The organism is Streptacidiphilus neutrinimicus, from assembly GCF_000787815.1.
In the GTDB taxonomy this organism is placed as follows: Bacteria; Actinomycetota; Actinomycetes; order Streptomycetales; family Streptomycetaceae; genus Streptacidiphilus; species Streptacidiphilus neutrinimicus.
Genome location: NZ_BBPO01000031.1, coordinates 23,101 through 43,832 on the forward strand (window position 1 = coordinate 23,101; position 20,732 = coordinate 43,832).

Annotated in this window: 17 protein-coding genes and 2 pseudogenes; 15 read left to right on the forward strand and 4 right to left on the reverse strand. The window is 72.5% G+C overall.

What is annotated here, in order from left to right; genetic code table 11:
* Nucleotides 1-45 precede the first annotated feature (45 nt).
* The 3 genes from TR48_RS20310 to TR48_RS20320 all read right to left on the reverse strand — a co-directional run bounded on the left by TR48_RS20310 (nucleotide 46) and on the right by TR48_RS20320 (nucleotide 3,051).
* Complete coding sequence (locus tag TR48_RS20310; RefSeq protein WP_042369390.1) at nucleotides 46-387, reverse strand: hypothetical protein; 342 nt, start codon at nucleotides 385-387, stop codon at nucleotides 46-48.
* Between the two features lie 301 nt (nucleotides 388-688).
* Nucleotides 689-1,963: an FAD-binding protein gene (locus TR48_RS20315; RefSeq protein ID WP_042369391.1), complete on the reverse strand. Its 1,275-nt coding sequence runs from the start codon at nucleotides 1,961-1,963 to the stop codon at nucleotides 689-691.
* Nucleotides 1,964-2,031: 68 nt separating this feature from the next.
* The gene (locus tag TR48_RS20320; RefSeq protein WP_042369392.1) at nucleotides 2,032-3,051 is read right to left on the reverse strand and encodes a LacI family DNA-binding transcriptional regulator; all 1,020 of its coding nucleotides are present in this window, start codon (nucleotides 3,049-3,051) and stop codon (nucleotides 2,032-2,034) included.
* Between the two features lie 205 nt (nucleotides 3,052-3,256).
* Here TR48_RS20320 and TR48_RS20325 point away from each other — a divergent pair, with 205 nt between their 5' ends.
* The 13 genes and pseudogenes from TR48_RS20325 to TR48_RS46825 all read left to right on the forward strand — a co-directional run.
* Nucleotides 3,257-4,591 carry an extracellular solute-binding protein gene (locus TR48_RS20325; RefSeq protein WP_042369393.1) on the forward strand — a complete coding sequence of 445 codons (1,335 nt, stop codon included), beginning with the start codon at nucleotides 3,257-3,259 and terminating at the stop codon, nucleotides 4,589-4,591.
* 11 nt (nucleotides 4,592-4,602) lie between these two features.
* A complete protein-coding gene (locus TR48_RS20330) occupies nucleotides 4,603-5,538 on the forward strand; it encodes a carbohydrate ABC transporter permease (protein ID WP_042369394.1) in 936 nt (311 codons plus the stop codon).
* Nucleotides 5,538-6,371 (forward strand): carbohydrate ABC transporter permease, encoded by an 834-nt coding sequence (locus tag TR48_RS20335; protein ID WP_042369395.1) that lies wholly within the window; start codon nucleotides 5,538-5,540, stop codon nucleotides 6,369-6,371. The genes TR48_RS20330 and TR48_RS20335 overlap by 1 nt, the downstream gene beginning before the upstream one ends.
* An 8-nt stretch (nucleotides 6,372-6,379) precedes the next feature.
* A complete protein-coding gene (locus TR48_RS20340) occupies nucleotides 6,380-8,788 on the forward strand; it encodes a beta-xylosidase/alpha-l-arabinosidase (RefSeq protein WP_042369462.1) in 2,409 nt (802 codons plus the stop codon).
* An 18-nt stretch (nucleotides 8,789-8,806) separates the two neighbouring features.
* Nucleotides 8,807-9,775 carry an acetylxylan esterase gene (locus tag TR48_RS20345; RefSeq protein ID WP_042369396.1) on the forward strand — a complete coding sequence of 323 codons (969 nt, stop codon included), beginning with the start codon at nucleotides 8,807-8,809 and terminating at the stop codon, nucleotides 9,773-9,775.
* A 194-nt stretch (nucleotides 9,776-9,969) separates the two neighbouring features.
* Nucleotides 9,970-10,926 (forward strand): carbohydrate ABC transporter permease, encoded by a 957-nt coding sequence (locus TR48_RS20350; protein ID WP_042369397.1) that lies wholly within the window; start codon nucleotides 9,970-9,972, stop codon nucleotides 10,924-10,926.
* A gap of 51 nt (nucleotides 10,927-10,977) precedes the next feature.
* Entirely contained in the window at nucleotides 10,978-12,294 is a 1,317-nt protein-coding gene (locus tag TR48_RS20355; RefSeq protein ID WP_042369398.1) for an extracellular solute-binding protein, read from the forward strand.
* Between the two features lie 4 nt (nucleotides 12,295-12,298).
* Nucleotides 12,299-13,177 carry a carbohydrate ABC transporter permease gene (locus tag TR48_RS20360; protein ID WP_042369399.1) on the forward strand — a complete coding sequence of 293 codons (879 nt, stop codon included), beginning with the start codon at nucleotides 12,299-12,301 and terminating at the stop codon, nucleotides 13,175-13,177.
* Nucleotides 13,170-13,937, forward strand: coding sequence for an HAD family hydrolase (locus tag TR48_RS20365; protein ID WP_042369400.1), 768 nt, complete (start codon nucleotides 13,170-13,172; stop codon nucleotides 13,935-13,937). Before TR48_RS20360 ends, TR48_RS20365 begins: the two co-directional genes overlap by 8 nt.
* A 21-nt stretch (nucleotides 13,938-13,958) precedes the next feature.
* Nucleotides 13,959-15,233 carry an MBL fold metallo-hydrolase gene (locus TR48_RS20370; protein ID WP_084729585.1) on the forward strand — a complete coding sequence of 425 codons (1,275 nt, stop codon included), beginning with the start codon at nucleotides 13,959-13,961 and terminating at the stop codon, nucleotides 15,231-15,233.
* Between the two features lie 148 nt (nucleotides 15,234-15,381).
* The gene (locus TR48_RS20375; RefSeq protein ID WP_042369402.1) at nucleotides 15,382-15,747 is read left to right on the forward strand and encodes an MMPL family transporter; all 366 of its coding nucleotides are present in this window, start codon (nucleotides 15,382-15,384) and stop codon (nucleotides 15,745-15,747) included.
* Between the two features lie 126 nt (nucleotides 15,748-15,873).
* Nucleotides 15,874-17,175, forward strand: a pseudogene (locus tag TR48_RS20380) (ATP-binding protein); the annotation flags it as partial.
* A gap of 203 nt (nucleotides 17,176-17,378) precedes the next feature.
* A pseudogene (locus TR48_RS46825) lies at nucleotides 17,379-17,507 on the forward strand (LuxR C-terminal-related transcriptional regulator); the annotation flags it as partial.
* A gap of 195 nt (nucleotides 17,508-17,702) precedes the next feature.
* Here TR48_RS46825 and TR48_RS20385 read toward each other — a convergent pair.
* Nucleotides 17,703-18,584, reverse strand: a complete 882-nt coding sequence (locus tag TR48_RS20385) for an SDR family oxidoreductase (protein ID WP_042369404.1) — start codon at nucleotides 18,582-18,584, stop codon at nucleotides 17,703-17,705.
* 84 nt (nucleotides 18,585-18,668) lie between these two features.
* Between TR48_RS20385 and TR48_RS20390 the strand changes: the two genes are divergently transcribed.
* Both TR48_RS20390 and TR48_RS20395 read left to right on the forward strand, forming a co-directional pair.
* A complete protein-coding gene (locus TR48_RS20390; RefSeq protein WP_042369408.1) occupies nucleotides 18,669-19,250 on the forward strand; it encodes a TetR/AcrR family transcriptional regulator in 582 nt (193 codons plus the stop codon).
* A gap of 263 nt (nucleotides 19,251-19,513) precedes the next feature.
* On the forward strand, nucleotides 19,514-20,662 hold the full coding sequence (locus TR48_RS20395) for a metallophosphoesterase (RefSeq protein ID WP_042369464.1): 1,149 nt from the start codon (nucleotides 19,514-19,516) through the stop codon (nucleotides 20,660-20,662).
* Nucleotides 20,663-20,732: the final 70 nt, after the last annotated feature.

Consider the following 20,732-nt stretch of genomic DNA (forward strand, 5'->3'; position numbering starts at 1 on the left):
GGGGCCCACGGGGGAGGCCCCGGCGCTGGGAGGGTGGAGCCGGAGTCAGTGCGCGGCGCGCAGCAGCTCGGCGACGAGCTTCTGGTCGCGGACCCGGCGGTGCTGGTGGCCGTGGAAGATGTCGATCTCGCCGGTGCGGGCGTCGACGACCCGGACCACGAAGGGCTCGTCACTCCGGGGCGCGCTCGGTGCGTCCGGCGTTCCGCGATGGGGCCGCGCTGCCGGGTACGGCCGTGGCGCCGCCTCGGCGCTGCCGGCCAGGGCGCCGTCCAGGGCCAGTCCCGCCGCGACGGTGGCGGCACCGGCCACGGTGGCGTGCTGGATCAGGCGTCGGCGTGAGAGGGGTGACGGTTCGCCAGGCTGACCGGCATCGAGGGTTTCGGGCATGCGCAGTCCTCCGAAGGGACAGGGAGCGGGAAGCCGCGCTCGCCGGGCTCCGCGCCGACCCGCCGGCATCAGCGAACAGCCGAGCCTCGCGAGGGGGCAGGCCGAGCGGGTGGGAGAGGGATGCCGACGAGACGGCGACGGTCGCTCGCAGTCAAGCCCCGCGGTCACCGAGAGTCAAGCACCGCATACGCACCGAAACCGCGGCCGGGAGTCGGAGAATGCGGCGGAAGGCCAGCTCAGGGACCCTCCGGCGCTGCCGACCGGGTGAATTGACGGACACGCGACGGGTCGGCCGCCGTGTTCACGGCCGGGGGAAGGCCGCCGCGACGAAGTCGTTGCGGAACGCGCCGCGCGGATCGAGCTCCGTCATGAGGCGGCGGAAGTCCTCGCCCCGCTGGTGGAGCGCGCCGACGGCCTCGGGGGCGAGCGCGAAGAGCTTGCCCCAGTGCGGGCGGGCGCCCAGCGGCAGCAACTCCCGCTCGATCAGGGCGATCGCCTGCCGCACCGCCTCGAAGGCCGGGCGCCAGGTGCAGTGGACGGCGACGCAGTCGCGGCCGTGAGCGGGGCTGAGCCACAGCTCGTCCGCCGCCACGGTGCGGATCTCGGAGGTCAGCAGCAGCGGTGTGATCCGCGGCCCGAGCCCGCGCATCGCCGCGACGGCCGCGGGCGCCGCCTCGCGCGGCAGCAGGAGCTCCGACTGGAGCTCCTCTCCGACGCTGGGGGTGAAGTCCGGCCGGAAGTGCGGCAGCCGCTCGTGCCAGGGGCCGGCCAGGCCGAGCTGTGCGGTGCAGTGCACCGGGCAGAGCCCGGGCACCGGGTGCCGGGGACCGTCGGCGAGGCGGCCGTCCATCCAGCGCGCGCCCAGGTGCGCGCCGCCCTCGCGATCGGTGCGGCGCTTGACCCACACGCTCGCGGTGTCCCCGCCCCAGTCGGTGAACGCGCTCACGCTGTAGGCCGCGCCGAAGACCTCGTCGAACCGCGCGGCGATCCGGTCCAGCGGCACGTCGTCGTAGACCCACTGGGCCACCTCGAAGGCTGGCTCGACCGCGAGGGTGAGGCCGACGACGGCGCCCAGCGCGCCCAGGGCGACCACCGATCCCGCGAAGCGGTCCTGGTCCTTCTCGCGGTCGACCGTGAGCGGTTCCCCGTCCGAGGTGACCAACCGCAGTGCCGTCACCGCCGAGGCGAGGCTCTGGAGGCCGTTCCCCGAGCCGTGCGTCCCGGTGGCGCACGAGCCGGCGACTGAGATGTGCGGCAGCGAGGCCAGGTTGGCGAGCGCGAGGCCGCGCGCCTGGAGCTCCCGGGCGAGTTCGGCGTAGCGGATCGAGCCGGTGACGGTGACGGACCGCCGGTCGGCGGAGACCTCCACGCCGCGCGGCAGGTCGTCCAGCACGAGCAGGTCGCCGCGGGTGTCCGCCACGCGGTTGAAGGAGTGGCCGCTGCCCAGCACCTTGACCTGCTCGGCCCCCGCGACGAGCCGGCCGACCTCCTCGACCGTTCGCGGCCGGTGGACGCGGGCCGCCTCGAACTCGACGTTGCCTGCCCAGTTGTGCACGGATGCGCCTTTCTCGGTCAACCCTGCGATACTCGTTCGAAAGTTGCGAAACGCTGCGTCAGTTCCCGGTCAGCCCTCGTCGGTCCTCGTCAGCCCTCGTCAGCCCTCGGCGGAGGGGCCGTGCTGCTGCGCTCGACCAGGGTGGTTGCCAGGTCGACGCGCAGGGTGGCGGGCTGGTGGCCGCGGGAGAGGTCGATCACCATGCGCGCGGCCACCTCGGCCATCTCGGTCAGCGGCTGGCGCACGGTGGTGAGCGGCGGGCCGACCCAGCGGGCGACGGGCAGGTCGTCGAAGCCGACGACGCTGAGATCCTCCGGTATCCGCAGGCCCAACTCCCGTGCGGCCTCGTACAGTCCGAGTGCCTGCAGGTCGTTCCCGGTGAAGATCGCGGTGGGCCGGTCCGGCAGGCGCAGCAGCTCCAGGCCCTCCCGGTAGCCGGACTCGTGGTGGAAGTCGCCCTCGCGGATCAGCGCGGGGACGACCGTGACGCCGGCCGTCTCCAGCGCGGCCCGGTACCCGTCGATCCGGGCGCGGCTGCACATCATCGGCCGCGGTCCGGCGATCATGCCGATCCGGCGGTGGCCGAGGTCGAGCAGGTGGCGGGTGGCGGCGAGGCCGCCGTTCCAGTTGGTCGTGCCGACCGCGGGCACGTCCTGGCCCGGGTCCCCGGCCGGGTCCATCACCACGAAGGGGATGTCGCGGCTGGTCAGCTGCGCCTGCTGGGCCTGGTCCAGCCCGGACAGCACCAGGACCACGCCGATCGGGCGGCGCGAGAGCACGCCGTCCGTCCACGACTGCCCGAGGCTCAACCGCCCGGCGGACTCCGACAGGACGACGTTCATCCCCTCCTCGCGGACGACGTTCTCGACCCCCCGGATGACCTCCATCGCCCAGGCGCTCTCCAGCTCGTGGAAGACGAGCTCGAGCAGCGGGCTTGACGGGGCGCTGCTGCCTCGTCGCCGCTGGTAGCCATGCTGGTGGAGCAGCTCCTCCACCCGCTCGCGGGTGGCCGGCGCCACGTCCGCCCGGCCGTTGAGGACCTTCGAAACAGTCGGTGTGGACACCCCCGCCTCACGCGCGATCTCGGCGAGTGTCGCCGCTCTGGTCACGAGCCCCTCCTGTGCCGCCTGGTGTGCGAAGTCCGCGGTGAAGTCCGGTGTCGTCGGGACCCCACGGACGGATGCTAGCTGGTCGGAAGGCCGAGCGGTACGTCCGAACCCACAGCTTCCAGACCCTTGACGCTGGTCGACGCTCCGCCTAAGTTTCCCACAACATTCGGCAATCTCTTCGAAACAATCGACGGAGTGGCAGGCCATGGGTTCTCTTCGTGTCAGCGTTCGCAACAGAGCGTCCCGTAACAGATTCGCCGCCCTCGCGGCGACGACCGCGCTGGTAGTCGGTCTGACCGCCGCGTGCGGGTCCGGCGGAGGATCCGGCTCCGCGTCCGCCGACTCGGGCACGATCCACGTCCTGGTCTACGGCGACGCCGGCAACACCGTCGAGAAGCAGATCGTCGACACCTTCAACAAGACCTCGAAGGTCAAGGCGGTGCTGGACACCATCCCCGGCGCCGACTACCAGTCCAAGCTCAACACGATCATCAACACCCCGCAGGCCCCGGACATCTTCTTCAACTGGGGCGGCGGCAGCATCGCGCCGTACGTCAAGGACAACCTGCTGCTCCCGCTGGACAGCATGATCGCCAAGGATCCGGGGCTGAAGAACAACTTCCTCCCGTCCGTGTTCAACACCGCGGTGATCGACGGCCACTCCTACGGCGTCCCGATGCGCGGCACTCAGCCCGTGCTGCTCTTCGACAACAAGCAGGTCCTCGCGAGCGCCGGCCTCAGCGCCCCGCAGACCTGGGACGACCTGATCAACGACGTCAAGGTGCTCAAGGCCAAGGGGCTCACGCCGATCGCGCTCGGCGGCGGCGACCAGTGGCCCACCCAGATGTGGTTCGAGTACGTCTACGACCGGGTCGCCGGGCCGGGCCTGTTCGAGAAGGCGCTCGCCGGGGACAAGAGCGCGTGGTCCAGCGCGGACAGCGTCAAGGCCCTCGGCATGCTCAAGCAGCTGATCGACGCCGGAGCCTTCGGCAGCAACTTCGACTCGGTGAAGTTCACCGACGGCGGGTCCCCGGCGCTGTTGGCCAAGGGCAAGTCCGCCTTCGAGCTGATGGGCTCGTGGGAGTACTCCACCCAGCAGTCCGGCAATCCGGACTTCGCCAAGAACGACCTCGGCTACAGCGCCTTCCCGAGCGTCAGCGGCGGCAAGGGCGACCCGAACGACGTCGTCGGCAACACCAACAACTTCTACTCCGTGCTGAAGAAGACCCAGCACCCCGACGCCGTCGCGGCCTTCCTCAAGCTCATGTACTCCGACGAGTTCGTGAAGGCCCAGCTGGGCATCGGCAACCTGCCGACCACCACCAACACGGCGAACTTCCTGGCCACCTCCGCCAGCCCCGCCTACTCGCAGTTCCAGTTCAACCTGGTCAAGGCGGCGCCCTCGTTCCAGCTGTCCTGGGACCAGGCCTACCCGCCGGCGGCGACCACCACCATCCACACCGCCGTCCAGGAGTTCTTCGACGGCAAGATCGACACGAACGGCTTCATCGCGCAGATGCAGTCGCTGAGCAACTCCTGAGCGGCCGGACGATGAGTGCACTCTCCTTCACGACCGAGCTCGGCCGGCGCCGCCTCAAGGCGCGCCGGCCCGGCGTCGGGGCGACCCGCCCAGGCTTCGCCTGGGCGGTGCCCGCCACCGTCTTCTTCCTGCTGTTCGCCATCCTCCCGCTGGTGCTCGTCGCCGTGCTCTCCTTCACCAGCTGGGACGGCATCACCTCGCCGCACTTCAACGGGCTGGCGAACTGGACCAAGCTGTTCGACGACCCGGTGATGACCCAGAGCATCTGGCTCACCCTGGTGCTGACCGTGCTCGGCGTGGTCACCCAGACGCCGATCAGCATCCTGCTGGGCGTCTGGGCCGCCGGGCACCAGCGCAACCGGGCCGTGCTGTCGGCGATCTTCTTCGTTCCGCTGCTGCTCTCCGCGACTGCGGTCTCGGTGCTGTGGCGCGCCCTGCTCGACCCCAACTTCGGCCTCCCGGGCCAGCTGCCCTGGCTGTTCGGCAACGGCAACCTGCTCGGCAGCCAGGCCGGTTCGATCGCGGTGCTGACCTTCGTCGGCATGTGGCAGTTCACGCCGCTGCACGCGCTGCTCTACCAGGGCGGCGCCCGTGCCGTCCCGCAGGTGCTCTATCAGGCCGCAGCGATCGACGGGGCGGGAACGGTCCGGCAGTTCTTCCACATCACCCTGCCGCAGCTGCGCAACACCATGATCACCTCGGTGATCCTCATGGTGGTCGGCGGCCTCACCACCTTCGACACGGTCCTCATCCTCACCCAGGGCGGGCCGGGCACCGACACCACCGTCAGCGCCTACTACATGTACGAGCAGGGCTTCAAGAACTTCGACTTCGGCGCCGGCTCGGCCATCGCCCTGGTCCTGGTCGTCGTCGCCACGCTCATCTCGCTGGCCGTGGTCCGGATCTCCGGCTACGACAAGATGCGCAGCACGGCGGAGGGCATCTGATGCGGCAGCGCCCCAACGCCCAACGCCCCAACTACCTCGCCGGGCTCGGCTCCCTGGTCTGGCTCGCGCTGGTCGGCCTGCCGCTGTACGTGCTGCTGATATCGACCCTGCGCACCACCTCGAACTACTCGACCCAGGGTCCGCTGAGCTTCCCCTCGCAGCTGACGCTGAGCAACTACCTCAGCGCCTTCGACAACGGGTTCGGCCAGGACTTCCTCAACACCCTGATCGTCACCGTCAGCGTCGTCGGCATCGTGCTGCTGGTGGTCCCGCCGCTCGCCTACGCGATCGTGCGCGCCAAGGGACGGACCATCAGCGTCGTCTTCCGGGTGTTCCTGCTCGGACTCGCCGTCCCCGCGCAGGCGGTGATCGTGCCGATGTTCTACGTGATCAGCAAGGCCGGTCTCTACGACCACCTGATCGGCGTCATCCTGCCCACGGCCGCGTTCTCCATGCCCGTGTGCACGCTCGTGCTGACCGGCGCGATGCGCGACATCACCCCCGACCTCTACGAGGCGATGGCCATCGACGGCGCTTCTCCGTGGCGGGTCTTCCGGCAGCTGGTCCTGCCGCTGTCCAAGGGCGGGCTCTCGTCCATCGTCGTCTTCTCGGCCCTCCAGGCCTGGAACGGCTTCCTCTTCCCCCTGATCCTCACCCAGTCGGACTCCACCAAGGTCATCACCCTTGGTCTGTACAACTTCCAGACCGAGCACGGCGTCGACGTCCCCGGCCTGCTCAGCGCCGTGGTGCTGTCGATGCTCCCCATCTTCGTCGTCTACCTGTTCGCCCGTCGCGCCCTCGTCCAGGGGCTCATGGGGGTCGGAGGAAAGTGACCGTCAACATGAACCCCGCCGTCCGGACCGAGCCCGTCGCCCCCGTCTGGCAGGACGTCACCCTCGACCCCGGGGCGAGGGCCGACGCGCTGGTCGCGGCGATGACCCTGCCCGAGAAGACGGCCCAGCTCGTCGGCGTCTGGGTGGGCGCCTCCGACGAGGGCGGCGAGGTCGCCCCGCACCAGCACGAGATGGAGGAGCCGCCCGACCTGGACGAGCTGCTGCCGCACGGCCTGGGCCAGCTGACCCGCCCCTTCGGCACCGCACCCGTGGACGCCGCCCTCGGCGCCCTCTCGCTCGCCCGCTCCCAGCAGCGCATCGCCGCGGCCAACCGCTTCGGCATACCCGCGCTCGCCCACGAGGAGTGCCTGGCCGGCTTCGCGGCCTGGGGCGCCACCGCCTACCCCGTCCCGCTGTCCTGGGGAGCGGCCTTCAATCCCGAGCTGGTGCGCACCATGGCCGCCGCCATCGGCGCCGACATGCGCGCCGTCGGGGTTCACCAGGGCCTGGCCCCGGTGCTCGACGTCGTGCGCGACGCCCGCTGGGGTCGCGTCGAGGAGACCATCGGGGAGGACCCCTACCTCGTCGGCACCCTGGCGACCGCCTACGTGCAGGGCCTGGAGTCGGCCGGGATCGTCGCCACGCTCAAGCACTTCGCCGGGTACTCCGCCTCCCGGGCCGGACGCAACCTCGCACCCGTCACCATGGGCGCGCGCGAGCGCGCCGACGTGATCCTGCCGCCGTTCGAGATGGCCGTGCGCGAGGGCCGCCCGCGCTCGGTCATGCACGCCTACACCGACACCGACGGCATCCCCTCGGCCGCCGACAGGGACCTGCTCACCGGCCTGCTCCGGGACACCTGGGGCTTCGACGGCACCGTCGTCGCCGACTACTTCGGCATCGCCTTCCTCAAGCTGCTGCACGGAGTCGCCGGGAGCTGGGAGGAGGCCGCGGGGCTCGCCCTCGCCAGTGGCGTCGACGTCGAGCTGCCGACCGTCAAGACCTTCGGCCGCCCGCTGCTCGACGCCGTGGAGGCGGGCGTGGTCCCCGAGGAGCTGGTCGACCGCGCGCTGCGCCGGGTCCTGGTCCAGAAGGCCGAGCTCGGGCTGCTCGACCCCGACTGGAACCCCGTTCCCCGGGCGCTCGCCGGAGCCGACCTGGACGCGCCGGAGGCGCTGCGCGGCAGCGTCGACCTGGACCGCCCCGCCAACCGGCGTCTGGCCCGCGAACTGGCGGAGCAGGCCGTCGTGCTGCTGCGCAACGACGGCACACTGCCGCTCGGCCGGCCCGCCCGCATCGCGCTGATCGGGCCCAACGCCGAGGCGCCGACGGCCGTGCTCGGCTGCTACGCCTTCCCCGTGCACGTCGGCGGGCAGCACCCCGAGGTGCCGGTCGGCATCGAACTGCCCACGCTGCGCCAGGCGTTGGCGGCGGAGTTCCCCGATGCGGAGATCACCGCCGCGACCGGCGCGACGGTCGACGGCGACAGCACCGAGGGCTTCGCCGAGGCGGTCGCGGCGGCGCGCGCCGCCGACGTCGTGGTGCTCGCGCTGGGCGACCGGGCCGGTCTGTTCGGGCGCGGCACCAGCGGTGAGGGCTGCGACGCCGAGTCGCTGCAACTCCCCGGCGTGCAGGAGCAGTTGCTCGACGCGCTGCTGGACGCGGGCACCCCTTTGGTGCTCGTCATGCTGGCGGGTCGCCCCTACGCGCTGGGCCGTGCCGAGACGCGGGCGGCCGCGATCGTGCAGTCCTTCTTCCCCGGTGAGGCCGGGACGGAGGCGATCGCGGGCGTGCTCAGCGGGCGGGTGAACCCCTCCGGGCGGCTGCCGGTCAGCGTGCCGCGCCGCAAGGGCGTCCAGCCCTCCACCTACCTGGCCGCCCGCCTCGCACAGGCCAGCGACGTGTCCAGCACCGACACCAGCCCCGCCTACGGATTCGGCCACGGCCTCGGCTACACGCGCTTCGAGTGGTCCGCGCTCGACGTCGCCGTCGCCGAGACCGGCACCGACGGCGCCTTCCGGCTCGCCTTCGAGGTCCGCAACACCGGCGAGCGTGCCGGCTGCGAGGTGGTGCAGTTCTACCTGCATGACCCGGTGGCCTCCGTCGTGCAGCCGGTCCAGCGCCTGGTCGGCTACCGGCGCCTCCCACTGGAGGCGGGGGAGGGCTGCCGCGTCCTGCTGGAGCTGCCCGCGGACCTCGCCGCCTTCACCGGACGCGAGGGCCGCCGCATCGTCGAGCCGGGCGAGCTGGAGCTGCGGATCTCCGCCAGCAGCACCGACCACCGCCTGACGGTCCCGCTGCGGCTGACCGGCCCGGTCCGGCAGGTCGACCACACCCGGCGCCTCCACCCCGTCATCACCGTCGACGCCGTCGACGACGCCGCTGCCGTCGACGGCAACGCCGTCGGGCGCGGCTGAGGTACTGGGAGGTCGCACGTGCACACGGACCTGTCCGAGGCCGAACTGCGGCGCTACCGCAGCGCGCAGACCGAACCGGACGACTTCGACGCCTTCTGGGAGCAGACCCTCGCCGAGGCCCGCTCGTTCGGCGGCGAGGTGCTGCTGACGCCGGTCGGCACCGGACTGAGCACGGTCGACACCTTCGACGTCACCTTCCCCGGCTTCGGCGGGGAGCCGGTCAAAGCCTGGCTGCGCGCGCCGCGCGGGGCGAGGGGACCGCTCCCCGCCGTCGTCCAGTACGTCGGCTACGGCGGCGGCCGCGGGCACGAGCTGGAGAACCTGCTCTGGGCGTCCGCCGGATACGCCCACCTGGTGATGGACACGCGCGGGCAGGGCTCGGGCTGGAGCCGGGGCGCGACCCCCGACTCTGGCCCGGCCGGGCCGCAGGTCCCCGGGGTGATGACCCGGGGCATCGGCACGCCGCGGACCTACTACTACCGGCGTCTGATCACCGACGCGGTCCGGGCCGTGGACGCCGTCCGCCGCCTAAACCCCGTCGATCCCGAGCGGATCGCCCTGGCCGGGCAGAGCCAGGGCGGCGGCCTGGCTCTCGCCGTCGCCGCTCTCGCCCCCGGCATCGCGGCGCTGGTCGCCCACGTGCCGTTCCTGTGCGACTTCCCCCGAGGCGTGGTGGTCACCGACGCCGCCCCGTTCCGCGAGATCGCGGACTACCTCTCGGTCCACCGCGACCAGGAGGAGGCCGTGCTGCGGACGCTCTCCTACGTCGACGGCGTCAACTTCGCGCGCAGGGCGACCGCCCCGGCGCGGTTCTCGGCGGCGCTGATGGACGCGATCGTCCCGCCGTCCACCGTCTTCGGCGCGTACCACGCGTACGCCGGGCCGAAGGAGATCGCCGTCTGGCGCTACAACGGGCACGAGGCGGGCGGCCCTGACGACGACCGGCGCGCCCTCGACCTCCTCGCCGGCCTGTTGCTACGCGCGTAGGGCGGCGCCTCGCGTGTCTTCCCCGTGAACGGTGGGTGCCCGGCTGCTGACGCGGACGCGACGCGGGCGGCGGCTGCTTGTAGAAGTGCCGAACACTACAGGATATCTGACACAGCGAGATGTAGCCTACCTCGTCGGTAACTTGTCACCGACCGTTGGTTTTGAGGACACCTTCGCTCGCGACAGTTCCGGCCGTGACCGCAACGACCACGGCTCGGCCGGCCCTCGCGACCGGCGGCCGCCGCCCCCGCCGCCGGGCTCCCGCCCGAGACTTCCGCACCACCCGTTGGGGCTGGGCCTACTCCGCCCCGGCAGTGCTGATCTTCGCCGCCTTCGTCATCGTGCCGACCGGCTACACCTTCTACGTGTCGCTGTGGAAGTGGAACGCCCTCAACCCGGCCATGTCCGTCTACCGGGGCCTGGGCAACTACCAGCGGCTCTTCGACGCCACGCAGCCGACGTTCCTGTCCAGCCTGTGGCACTCGCTGTACTTCAGCGGGGCGATGGTGGTCGGCGGGACCGCGCTCTCACTGGCGCTGGCGCTGCTGCTGCAACGCGGCGGGGCCCTGCTCAACGCCTCCCGCGTGGCCCTGTTCCTGCCGCACGCCACACCGATGATCGCGACCTCGATGATCTGGGTCTGGATCTTCAACCCGCGCTTCGGCCTGGCCGACTGGATGCTGCACAGCCTGCACCTGCCGACCTCGCAGTGGCTGCAGTCCTCGACCTCCGCGATGCCGGCCGTGATCGTCTACAGCCTCTGGCACGAGGTCGGGTTCACCACGGTGGTGTTCCTGGGCGGACTTGCCGTGCTGCCCAACGAACTCAGCGAGGCGGCCCGCATGGACGGCTGCTCGGCCTGGCAGGAGTTCTGGCACATCACCTGGCACCAGCTGCGGCCGGTCACCGTCTTCGTCGTCGCGATCACCGCGATCACCTCGCTCCAGGCGTTCACGCAGTTCTACCAACTCTCCGACGGCGGACCGGTCTACGCCACGACCACGCTCAGCTACCTGGTCTACCAGGAGGCGTTCGTGCTGAGCGACACCGGCTACGGCGCCGCGCTGGCGGTCGTCCTGTTCGCCGTCACGGTCTTCTTCACCCTCGTCCGGCGCCGCACCGCCACCGGGGCGGACTCCGCGCTCACCTGAGACAGCGTCACCCTCACCGTCCACCGCACACAAGACAAGAACGGAACCACCATGCGTTACCGCATCGCCGCCGTCGCCTCGCTCGCGGCCCTCAGCCTGTCCGCCTGCGCCGGCGGCGGTACGCCCGCCACCACGACCACGGCTCCGGCCGCGTCGGGCCAGGAGCTGGCCGTCCCCACCAAGCCGGTGACCATCACCTTCGAGGAGGCCATGACCATCGGCACCCTCAAGCCGGCCATGGAGAAGCTGGTCTCCGACTTCCAGGCCAAGTACCCGAACATCACGGTCAAGCTCCAGGGCGACCCGGACTACGCGACCATGTACACCAAGGAGAAGGCCGAGGTCCAGGCGGGTAACGCGCCGACCATGGGCCAGGCCTACGAGAGCTGGGCGTCCTACTTCCAGTCCGGCGGCGCGCTCACCCCGATCAGCGAGCTGGCCGGCACCGACACCCCCACGGAGATGTCGACCTTCTACAAGGGCGTCCAGAAGGACCTCGCCCTGGGTGACGGCAAGACCTGGATGTGGCCCTTCAACAAGAGCGTCCTGATCCTGTTCTCCAACGCCGACATGCTCAAGGCCGACGGCCAGGCCGCGCCGAAGACCTGGGACGACTACGCCTCGGTGATGAAGGCGGTCTCCAAGAACGGCGTCACCGGCTCCACCATCGACCCGGGCTCGGCCACCGCCGCCGCCTTCGGGACCCAGTGGTTCGAGATCCTGGACAAGTCCAACGGCGGCACGCTGTACGACGCCGACGGCACCCCGCACCTGAACGACGCCGGCGCGGTCACGGCCCTCACCTACCTGAAGTCGCTCAAGGACGCGGGCGCCCTCGCCACCGGAAAGAACTACCCGGGCGAGACGGCGCTCGGCGCCAAGAAGGGCGCGTTCGACATCTCCTCGGCGGCCGGCTACGGCTTCGAGAAGGCGACCGTCGGCGGCAAGTTCAACCTCGGCATCTCCGCCCTCCCGGCGGGCCCGGCCGGTCCGGTCAACGAGCTGACCGGCACCAACATCGTGGTCTTCAAGAACGCCAGCACCGACCAGAAGGCCGCGGCCTGGGCGTTCCTGAAGTTCATCACCAGCCCCGCCGAGCAGGCCGGCTGGGCCTCCACCTCCGGCTACCTGCCGGTGACCGCGCAGGCCCTGCCGCTGATGCAGGACTTCGTCGCCAAGAACCCCTACGAGACCGCCGCCGTCTCCGAGCTCGACACCGCCTTCGCCCTGCCGCCCCACAGCTGGATCTTCAAGTGCCAGGGCTACGAGGCCACCGCGATCCAGGACGTGCTGGACAACGGGGCGGCGCCCACCGCGGCCCTCGGTACCGCGCAGACCGCCTGCACCGCCGCGAAGGCCCAGGGCTGAAACGATGACCACCGCCTCCTCACGGGGGATCCGGTCCGTCATCAAGACCGGCCGCGCCGGGCGTCTCGCCCGGCGCGCGCTGGCGCTGCTGATCGGTGCCGCGTTCGTCTTCCCCTTCTACTGGACCGTCGTCATCTCGCTGGGCCGCCCCGGGGAGTTCAGCGACTTCCCGCCCGTGCTGCTGCCCCACTGGGACTGGTCCAACTGGGCCCGCGCCTGGCATGCGGCGCCCTGGGTCCGGCTGTTCGGCAACACCGTGCTGATCGCCTCCAGCACCGTCCTGCTCTGCCTGGCCACCTCGCTGCTGGCCGGTTTCGCCTTCGGCGTGCTGCGCTTCCCCGGTCGCAAGTTCCTGACCATGCTGGTGCTGGCGGTGTTGATGATGCCGGGCACCGTGCTGATCATCCCGGACTACGTCCTGGCCAGCGACCTGCACCTGCTGAACACCTACTGGATCCAGATCATCCCCTGGGGCGCCAGCGTCTTCGGCATCTTCCTGGTCCGCCAGTTCTTCCTGGCGATCCCTCAGGAGATCCTCGACGCCGCGGCACTGGACGGGGCGTCCCGACTGCGGGTGCTGTGGTCGATCGGCATCCCGATGGTGCGGCCGGCGCTGGTCATCATCGCCGTCAACGTGTTCCTCGGGTCGTGGAACTCCTTCCTGTGGCCGGTCATCATGACCAGCAGCAGCATGGACTCCTCCAGCACCGTCCAGCCGGTCGAGGTCGGGCTGTCCACCTTCGCCTCCGCCGAGGGCACGGACTTCCCGGGGCTCGCGGCGGCGGTCACCTTCACCACCCTTCCCGTGATGGCGTTCTTCCTGGTGCTGCAGCGGCAGTTCATCCGAGGCGCCCTGTCCGCAGCCGGAGGCGTCCGTGGGTGACCCGAACCTGACCGTGCCCCACACCATGCCCATCCTGGTCAGCGACTTCGACGGCACGGTGTACCGCGGCGACGGCCCCGTGCGCTTCTACGCACGGCGTGTCGCGGCCAACCTGCCGAGCGAGCGCGCCACTTCATTCCTCGACACCTTCGAGCGCTTCCTGGTCGAGGGCGTCGCCGCCGCGGACGCCGCCGCCGATCCGGCCGAGGCGAAGGCGCTGCGGGAGGCGCAGGACGGCTGGGGCCTGGTGCAGGCGCTGGCCGCCGACCTCGGGCTCGGCGACGCGGTGACGCAGCAGGCGTTCCTCGACAGCCGGATCCACATGCTCGACGACGCCTGCGCGCTGGAGGTCGTCGAGCCGTTGGTGGAGCTCTTCGCCGAACTGCGCGGCGACGTGCGGATCGTGCTGGCCACCAACAGCCCGGCGGAGGGCCTGGCGCCGCTGCTCGACCGCATGGGTCTCGCCGACGCCTTCGACGAGGTCGTCGCGGGCGCCGGAAAGCCGGTGGGCCTGCGGGCCTGGATGGCCGCCGCGCTCGACGGCGGGCGCAGCGCCTCGGCGCTGTTCTCGCTCGGCGACCACTACCGCAACGAGATCGAACCGGCGGTCGCCCTCGGCGCCGCCACCGGATACATCGACCGCTTCGGTCGCGCCGACGGCCCCGCCACCGCCGCGGCCGCGCGCGTCGAGGACCTTCTGCCCGCCGTCACGTCCTGGGCCCTGTCCCAGACCGCCGACCGGGCACACGCACCGATCTAGACAGTGAGCACACATCAACTCATGACAACTGTGGAATTCTGGGGCGGCGTAGGCCTCATCGGCTCCAGCAAGATCCTCGTCACCGAGGGCTCGCACCGGGTCCTGCTCGACTTCGGCACGGACATCCCCCGTGAGGCCGACCTGTTCCGCCCCCCGGTCGCGCCGCGCACGGGCCGCGAGCTGGCCCACCGCCTCCGCGTCGGCGCGGCCCCCCGCATCGCGGGCGTGTACGACCCGGCCCAGCTGGACGCCGGCGACGCGCTCGGGGCGGCCGGCCCCGACACCGAGGTCTTCATCTCCCACGGCCACATCGACCACTGCGGCCTGGCCGGCTTCGTGGACCCGCGCATCCCGGTCCACGCGTCCCCGGCGACGATCGCCCTGCTGACCGCGCTGTCGGCGGCCGGCGACGGCCTGCCCGGCGGCGACCCGGCCTGGCAGCCGCTGCCGGACGAGACGCCCGTGCGGGTCGGGCCGATGGCGGTGGAGCGGATCACCGTCGACCACGACACCCCGGGGGCCAGCGGCTACCTGGTCACCACCGGGGACGGCGTCCTCGCCTTCACCGGCGACATCCGCTTCCACGGCCGTAACCCCGAGCGCTCCTGGCACTTCGCCGAGCGTGCCGCGGGCTGCGACATGCTCGTCACCGAGGGCACCGCCCTGGGCCTGGGCCTCCCGCCCGGCCCCCCGCGCACCGAGGACGACGTCCGCGCCGACTTCGCGGCCGCGCTCGCCGCCGCCGACCGCGACCTCGTGCTGCTCGCGCTCTACCCGCGCGACCTCGAGCGCGTCACCGAGTTCCTCGAGGTCGCGGCGGCGGCCGGCCGCCGCATCGTCTGGGGCGACCGCACCGCCGCGTTCCTGCGCGAGGCGGGCGTGCCCGAGGTCCTGCCCTGGTCCTCCGTCGGCCTCGACGCGCTGCGCGCCGAGCCGGGCGCCTTCGTCTACCAGCCGGACCTCGGCGACCTGAGCGCCATCGCCGACCTCGGCGACCTCCCGCTCGGCCCGAAGACGGTCTGGCTCCACGCCAACGGCGAACCCCTCGGGCCCTTCGAGTCCCGCTGGGAGCTCTTCACCGAGTGGCTCACCGCCCTGGACGTCCCCCTGCTGCGCATCGGTTCCTTCGGCCACGCCACCGCCGACGACCTGCATGCCTTCGTCCACCGCGTCGCCCCGAAGGTCCTCGTCCCCATCCACACACAGGCCCCGGACCTCCTCCACCCCCTGCCCCCGACCCACCGGATGATCCCGGACTACGCGGTCCCTTACCGCCTCGACGGCAGCCGGGCCTGACCGGGGCGCCCACCGACGCCGCCACAACCGGGACGCAGAGGGGCCCCCGAGGTCGAGGGGTCCTTCTGCTGTGGGGAGCCGGATCGACGGGCCGAGCCCCTCTGCCGCACGGTCGAACCAGCCGGCAGCCGCGTTCCCCGCTCTCGCGGTGCTCCGTTTCCACGGATTCTCCGTCTCCGACCGCCGGTCGGCGGTCCTCCTCGCCTCGGCGAAGGAGCACTACGAACGCACCGGGGACCCGCGTGAGGCGCTGGTCGGCGCGCTCGCGCACTCCGGCCGGGTGATCTTCGCGGCGGCCGCGGTCATGGTCGCGGTGTTCTTCACCTTCGCCCTGTCGGGCCCGCTGCCGCCCAAGGAGATGGGCGTCGTGCTGGGCGTCGCGGTGCTGCTGGACGCCGCCCTGGTCCGCCTGGTCCTGCTGCCGGTCCTGCTCCGGCTCACCGGCCGGGCCGCGTGGCACACCCCCGCCTGGCTGGACCGCGTCCTGCCCAGGATCAGCTTCTCCCACGGCTGAGCGAGCCGCCGCGAGTCGCCGCAGGTGGGCGCGCGGCCGACAATGGACCGCAGATGTTCCTGCCCCGCCCGGGCGTCGTCGGCCCCTCTCCGGCCGGTTGCCCGGGCTGTCCCCGGACGACGACGAAGGCGACGACGAAGGGGTGCCGTGACGGTCTGGCGCTTGCGTGACTTCCACGACGACGACCTCGACCGGGCCATCCAGCTCTGGGACCAGGGCCGTCAGGCCGACCTGTCCCAGCCGGTGTTCCCGGTGTCGGAGGTCATGGGCGCCGCCCGAGGCAGCCAACCCGCGGTGGTGGCCGTCGTGGGGGAGGAGCTGGTGGGCATCGTGGTGGCGCGGGCGGAGGGCGACCGCGCGTGGATCCTGCTGGTCGCGCTCTCCGGCGCGTGGCGCAACCGCGGGCTGGGCAGCGCCTTGATCGCCGAGGTCGAGCGGCGGCTGCGCGCCTCGGACGTGCGCCGGATCAGCGCGCTGCTGTCGCCGGGCGCCACCGGCACGGCTGCGCTGCAGCACTCGGGGTACCGGCGGATCGAGGGGCTGGAGTACTACGAGAAGGTCGAGCATCTCGCCTCCGGGGACGCCGGGCTGCTCGCCGAGCTGGGCGGCCGGTTCCTGCCCCGCGGCCTGTGGGATCAGCTGGCGGGCATGCGGGAGGCCAAGGAGACGATCGAGAAGCGGATCGTGCTCCCACTGGCCGAGCCCGAGGTCGCCGAGCGCTACGGCGTCCGGCCGCCCAAGGCGGTGATCCTGTTCGGCCCGCCCGGCACCGGCAAGACCAGCTTCGCGAAGGCGGTCGCCTCGCGGCTCGGGTGGCCGTTCGTGGAACTCTTCCCCTCCCGCCTGGCGGCCCGCGTCGACGGCGGCCTGGCGGCCTCCCTGCGCGACGTCTTCGCCGACCTGGCCGAACTGGACAGCGTGCTGTTGTTCATCGACGAGGTCGAGGAGATCGCCGCCGCCCGCTCGGGCCGGGCGGTCGAGGCGGGTCACGGCGTCACCAACGAGCTGCTGAAGCTGATCCCGGCCTTCCGCGACCACGACGACCGGCTGCTGGTCTGCGCGACCAACTCGCTGCGCACCCTGGACCCGGCGTTCCTGCGGCCGGGGCGGTTCGACTACCTGATCCCCGTCGGACCGCCGGACGCCGGCGCGCGGCTGGCCATCTGGCGCCGCTACCTGGGCCCGGCGGCCGAGACCGTCGACCTGGACCGCCTGGTCGAGGCGACCGACATGTTCACCCCGGCCGACATCGAGTACGCCGCCCGCAAGGGCGCCCAGCAGGCCTTCGAACGCGAACTCACTCACCGCGCCGGTGAGCCCGCCGGCACCGCCGACTTCCTCTCCGCGATCGCCGACATCCGGCCCACGCTGACCGACCACGCCCTCACCAGCTTCCGTGAGGACATCGACCACCACGTGCGCATCTGACCGGCGCGGCAGCGGCTCGGGCAACGGACCGCCTCAACGACCGTCGCCGCCGAGGCGGAGCGCGCGTCAGCGCGGCCAGCGGCTCGCGAGTTCGGCCCGGGTTCGCGGACCGCTGCTCGCGGCAGCTGAGCGAGCTCGGCGTGCGCGCGCCCGCCGCCGGAACGGGAGGTGCGCGGGGCGACGAGGACGGCGACGGCGCGACCGTGCGCGTCGCTCCGACCGCTCCCGCCACCCTGACCGACCAGCAGTACCGCATCGCCTGGCTCGCGGCGGAGTGCATGACGAACCAGCAGATCGCGCGTGCCGTCTTCGTGAGCGCCAAGACGGTCGAGTACCACCTGGGAACGTCTTCGCGAAGCTCGGCATCCCGTCACGCCGTCAGCTCCGCGCGGGACTCGACGCCCTGCTGTGAGCTCGCGCCGTCACCGTTTGAGTCGGGGCGCGGCGGGTCAGACGTCCCTTGTCCGGGTGGACGGGTCGCAGAGGGCCCCCGCGCACCGGCTCGTGCACGGGGGCCCTCGCCCGCCTCAGGCCTGGATGTTCTCCAGGTCGTCGAGCAGGCCCGGGTGTGCCGGCTGCCAGCCGAGCGCGGCGCGGGTGCGGGCGCTGGAGGCGGGCTGGTCGGTCGCGAAGATCGGGCCGAGCGCGCCGAAGCTCTCCTGCGGCACCGACTCCACAGGCAGGCCCAGCCGTCGCCCGATCACCGCGGCGATGTCGCGCACCGCGTCGCCCTCGTCGGCGACGGCCTGCCACGAGCTCCCGGCCGGCGCCTGCTCCAGGGCGAGCCGGAACAGCACGGCGGCGTCCCGCGCGTGGACGGCGGGCCAGCGCTGCGCGCCGTCCCCGGGGTAGCCGGCGACGCCGGTGCGCCGGGCGATGTCCGCGAGCAGACCGGCGAACCCGCCCCGGCCCTCGTCGTGGACGGTACGCGGCAACCGCACCGCCGAACTGCGCACGCCCTGGGCGGCGAGCCCGAGGACGTGGTTCACCGACCGGCTGCGGCCGCCGACCGGGCCGTCGGTCGGCAGCGGGTCGTCCTCGGTGGAGGCGCGCCCCGCCACATGGGGCGTGCCCGACACGGTGACGAGCGGGCGGTCGGTCCCGACGAGGGCGTCCCCGAGCGCCGCGAGGGCGGCGCCCTCCTCGGCGATGCCCCGGGCGAGCGCCTCGGGCGAGCTGAAGTCGTTGCTGAAGGCGAGATGGACGACGCCGTCCGCCCGCTCGGCGCCGGCGCGCAGCACGTCGAGGTCGGTGAGGCTGCCGCGGAGCGCCTCCGCCCCGGCGGCCTCGGCCTGCGCCGCAGACGCGTCGGAGCGGGCGAGGGCGGTGACCGAGTGGCCGGCGGAGAGCAGCTCGGCGACGACGGCCGAGCCGATCAGGCCCGTTCCGCCGGTGATGAAGACGCGCATGGCGAGCTCCAAGCAGTGATGCGACTGGTGTCCCATCACCATAGCCCATGATGCGACACATGTCGCATCACCTAGAATGGCGTCATGCCGAGATGGAAGCCGGACGCGCGACAGCGTCTGGTCGTGGCGGCGCTCGGTCTCTTCGCCGAGCAGGGCTACGACGAGACGACGGTCGCCCAGATCGCCGAACGCGCGGAACTGACGCGCAGCACGTTCTTCCGCCACTTCGCGGACAAGCGGGAGATCCTCACCGCGGGCCAGCAGGCCCTGAGCCGCCTGCTGGCCGAGGGCATCGACGCCGCCCCCGCGGACGCGACCCCCATGACCGCCGTGGCGGCCGGACTTGAGCGCGCGTCAGGGGAGATGACCTCCTTCAACCGCTCGCTCGGCCCGCTGCTGCACGCGGCGATCGAGGCCAACGAGGAGCTGCGCGGACGCGAGGCGATGAAGAGCGCCGGTATGGCCGCCGCGATGGTCGAGGCGCTCAGGCGCCGGGACGTCGCCGAGCCCACCGCCCAGGTGGCCGCCGAACTGGGTGTGCTCGCGTTCCGGCTCGGCTACACCCGCTGGGCGGACCCCGCCCGCGACGAGGACCCCGGTGAGCTCGCCGTCCACACCCGCGCCGCCTTCGACGAACTGCGCGCGGCGGTCACGGACCTGCGGTAGGCCTCAGGGCCGGTCGACGAGGGCGACCCGGACGCTTCCGCCGGCGCCCGCCTGTCGGATGATAGGGAGCGCGAGGTGGGACAGCGGACGTGAGGGGCGGCGCAGTGGCAGACAGCGAATCGATCGGGTCGGAACCTCGACGCGACGACCAGGGGGGACGGGAGACCGTGGTGGCGCTCGCCCCGCCCCAGGCCGAGGCCCCGCCCGAGGCCGAGGCCCCGCCCGCGCCGGGCCCCGAGGAGAGCGCGACGCCCCGGCGGTCCATGCGCCGGCGCCTCGCGGTCGTCGTGCTGATCCTGGTGATCCTCTGCCTCCCGACGTGGTGGACCCTCCTCGCCTCCGGAGTCGACTGGCCCTGGCCGGTCCTCGCCGTCGGCACGGCGGCCCTGGCGGCCTGGGCGGTCTCCTTCCCCTTCCTCATGATCGCGGGCCACGGACCACGGCGGGCCGACCGGGCCGCACGCGTCGCGGACACCTCCCTCGGGGTCGTCTGGGTCCTGTTCACCTGGTCGGTGCTGGGCGGGCTGGTGCAGCTCGCGCTGACCGGGCTGGACGTCGGCGGCGTCGACCGGGCCAGGATCGTGGCCGGTGCCGTCGCCACCGTCTCGGCGGGGCTGCTGGGCTGGGGACACTACGAGGCCATGCGTGTGCCCCGGGTGCGGCGGCTGGACGTCCACCTGCCGCGGCTCGGCGCGGGCCTGGACGGGACCCGGGTCGTCGTCCTGGCCGACACCCACTACGGGCCGATCGACCGGGCGGGCTGGTCGGCGCGGGTCGCCGACGCGGTCAACGCGCTCGACGCGGACGTCGTGGTCCATGCCGGCGACATCGCCGACGGCACGCCCGCCCAGCGCCGGGAGCAGTCCGCGCCGCTCGGAACGATCCGGTCCCGTCTGGCCAAGGTCTACGTGACGGGCAACCACGAGTACGGCGGGGAGGCCCAGGGCTGGCTGGACCGCATGGCGGACCTGGGCTGGGAGGCGCTGCACAACCGGCACGTCGTGGTGGAGCGCGACGGGGACGCCCTCGTCCTCGCGGGCGTGGACGACGTGACCGCGGAGTCCTCCGGCGAGGCCGGGCACCGGGCGAACCTGAGCGGCGCGCTCGCGGGGGCGGACCCGGACCGGCCGGTGCTGCTCGTGGCCCACCAGCCGAAGTTCGTCCCCCAGGCCGAGGCAGCCGGCATCGACCTGCAGATCTCCGGGCACACCCACGGCGGCCAGATCTGGCCGTTCAACTTCCTCGTCCGGATCGACCAGCCGGTCGTCCAGGGCCTGAGCCGGCACGGACAGCGGACCCAGCTCTACACCAGTCGGGGCACCGGCTTCTGGGGGCCGCCGTTCCGGGTCTTCGCGCCGAGCGAGATCACGCTGCTGACGCTGCGCTCGGGCGGCGCGCCGGCGACCGCGTAGCGCCGCAGCCGGGCGGTCTGGACCGATGCCGCCGCGTGGGGCACTGTGCTCGGGGCACGTGCCGCCGCGT

Coding starts and splice junctions, on each gene's coding strand:
- TR48_RS20310 (WP_042369390.1), bottom strand. CDS start 387: ATGCCCGAAACCCTCGATGCCGGTCAGCCTGGCGAACCGTCACCCCTC.
- TR48_RS20325 (WP_042369393.1), top strand. CDS start 3,257: ATGGGTTCTCTTCGTGTCAGCGTTCGCAACAGAGCGTCCCGTAACAGA.
- TR48_RS20330 (WP_042369394.1), top strand. CDS start 4,603: ATGAGTGCACTCTCCTTCACGACCGAGCTCGGCCGGCGCCGCCTCAAG.
- TR48_RS20335 (WP_042369395.1), top strand. CDS start 5,538: ATGCGGCAGCGCCCCAACGCCCAACGCCCCAACTACCTCGCCGGGCTC.
- TR48_RS20340 (WP_042369462.1), top strand. CDS start 6,380: ATGAACCCCGCCGTCCGGACCGAGCCCGTCGCCCCCGTCTGGCAGGAC.
- TR48_RS20355 (WP_042369398.1), top strand. CDS start 10,978: ATGCGTTACCGCATCGCCGCCGTCGCCTCGCTCGCGGCCCTCAGCCTG.
- TR48_RS20360 (WP_042369399.1), top strand. CDS start 12,299: ATGACCACCGCCTCCTCACGGGGGATCCGGTCCGTCATCAAGACCGGC.
- TR48_RS20370 (WP_084729585.1), top strand. CDS start 13,959: ATGACAACTGTGGAATTCTGGGGCGGCGTAGGCCTCATCGGCTCCAGC.
- TR48_RS20385 (WP_042369404.1), bottom strand. CDS start 18,584: ATGCGCGTCTTCATCACCGGCGGAACGGGCCTGATCGGCTCGGCCGTC.
- TR48_RS20390 (WP_042369408.1), top strand. CDS start 18,669: ATGCCGAGATGGAAGCCGGACGCGCGACAGCGTCTGGTCGTGGCGGCG.
- TR48_RS20395 (WP_042369464.1), top strand. CDS start 19,514: ATGCGCCGGCGCCTCGCGGTCGTCGTGCTGATCCTGGTGATCCTCTGC.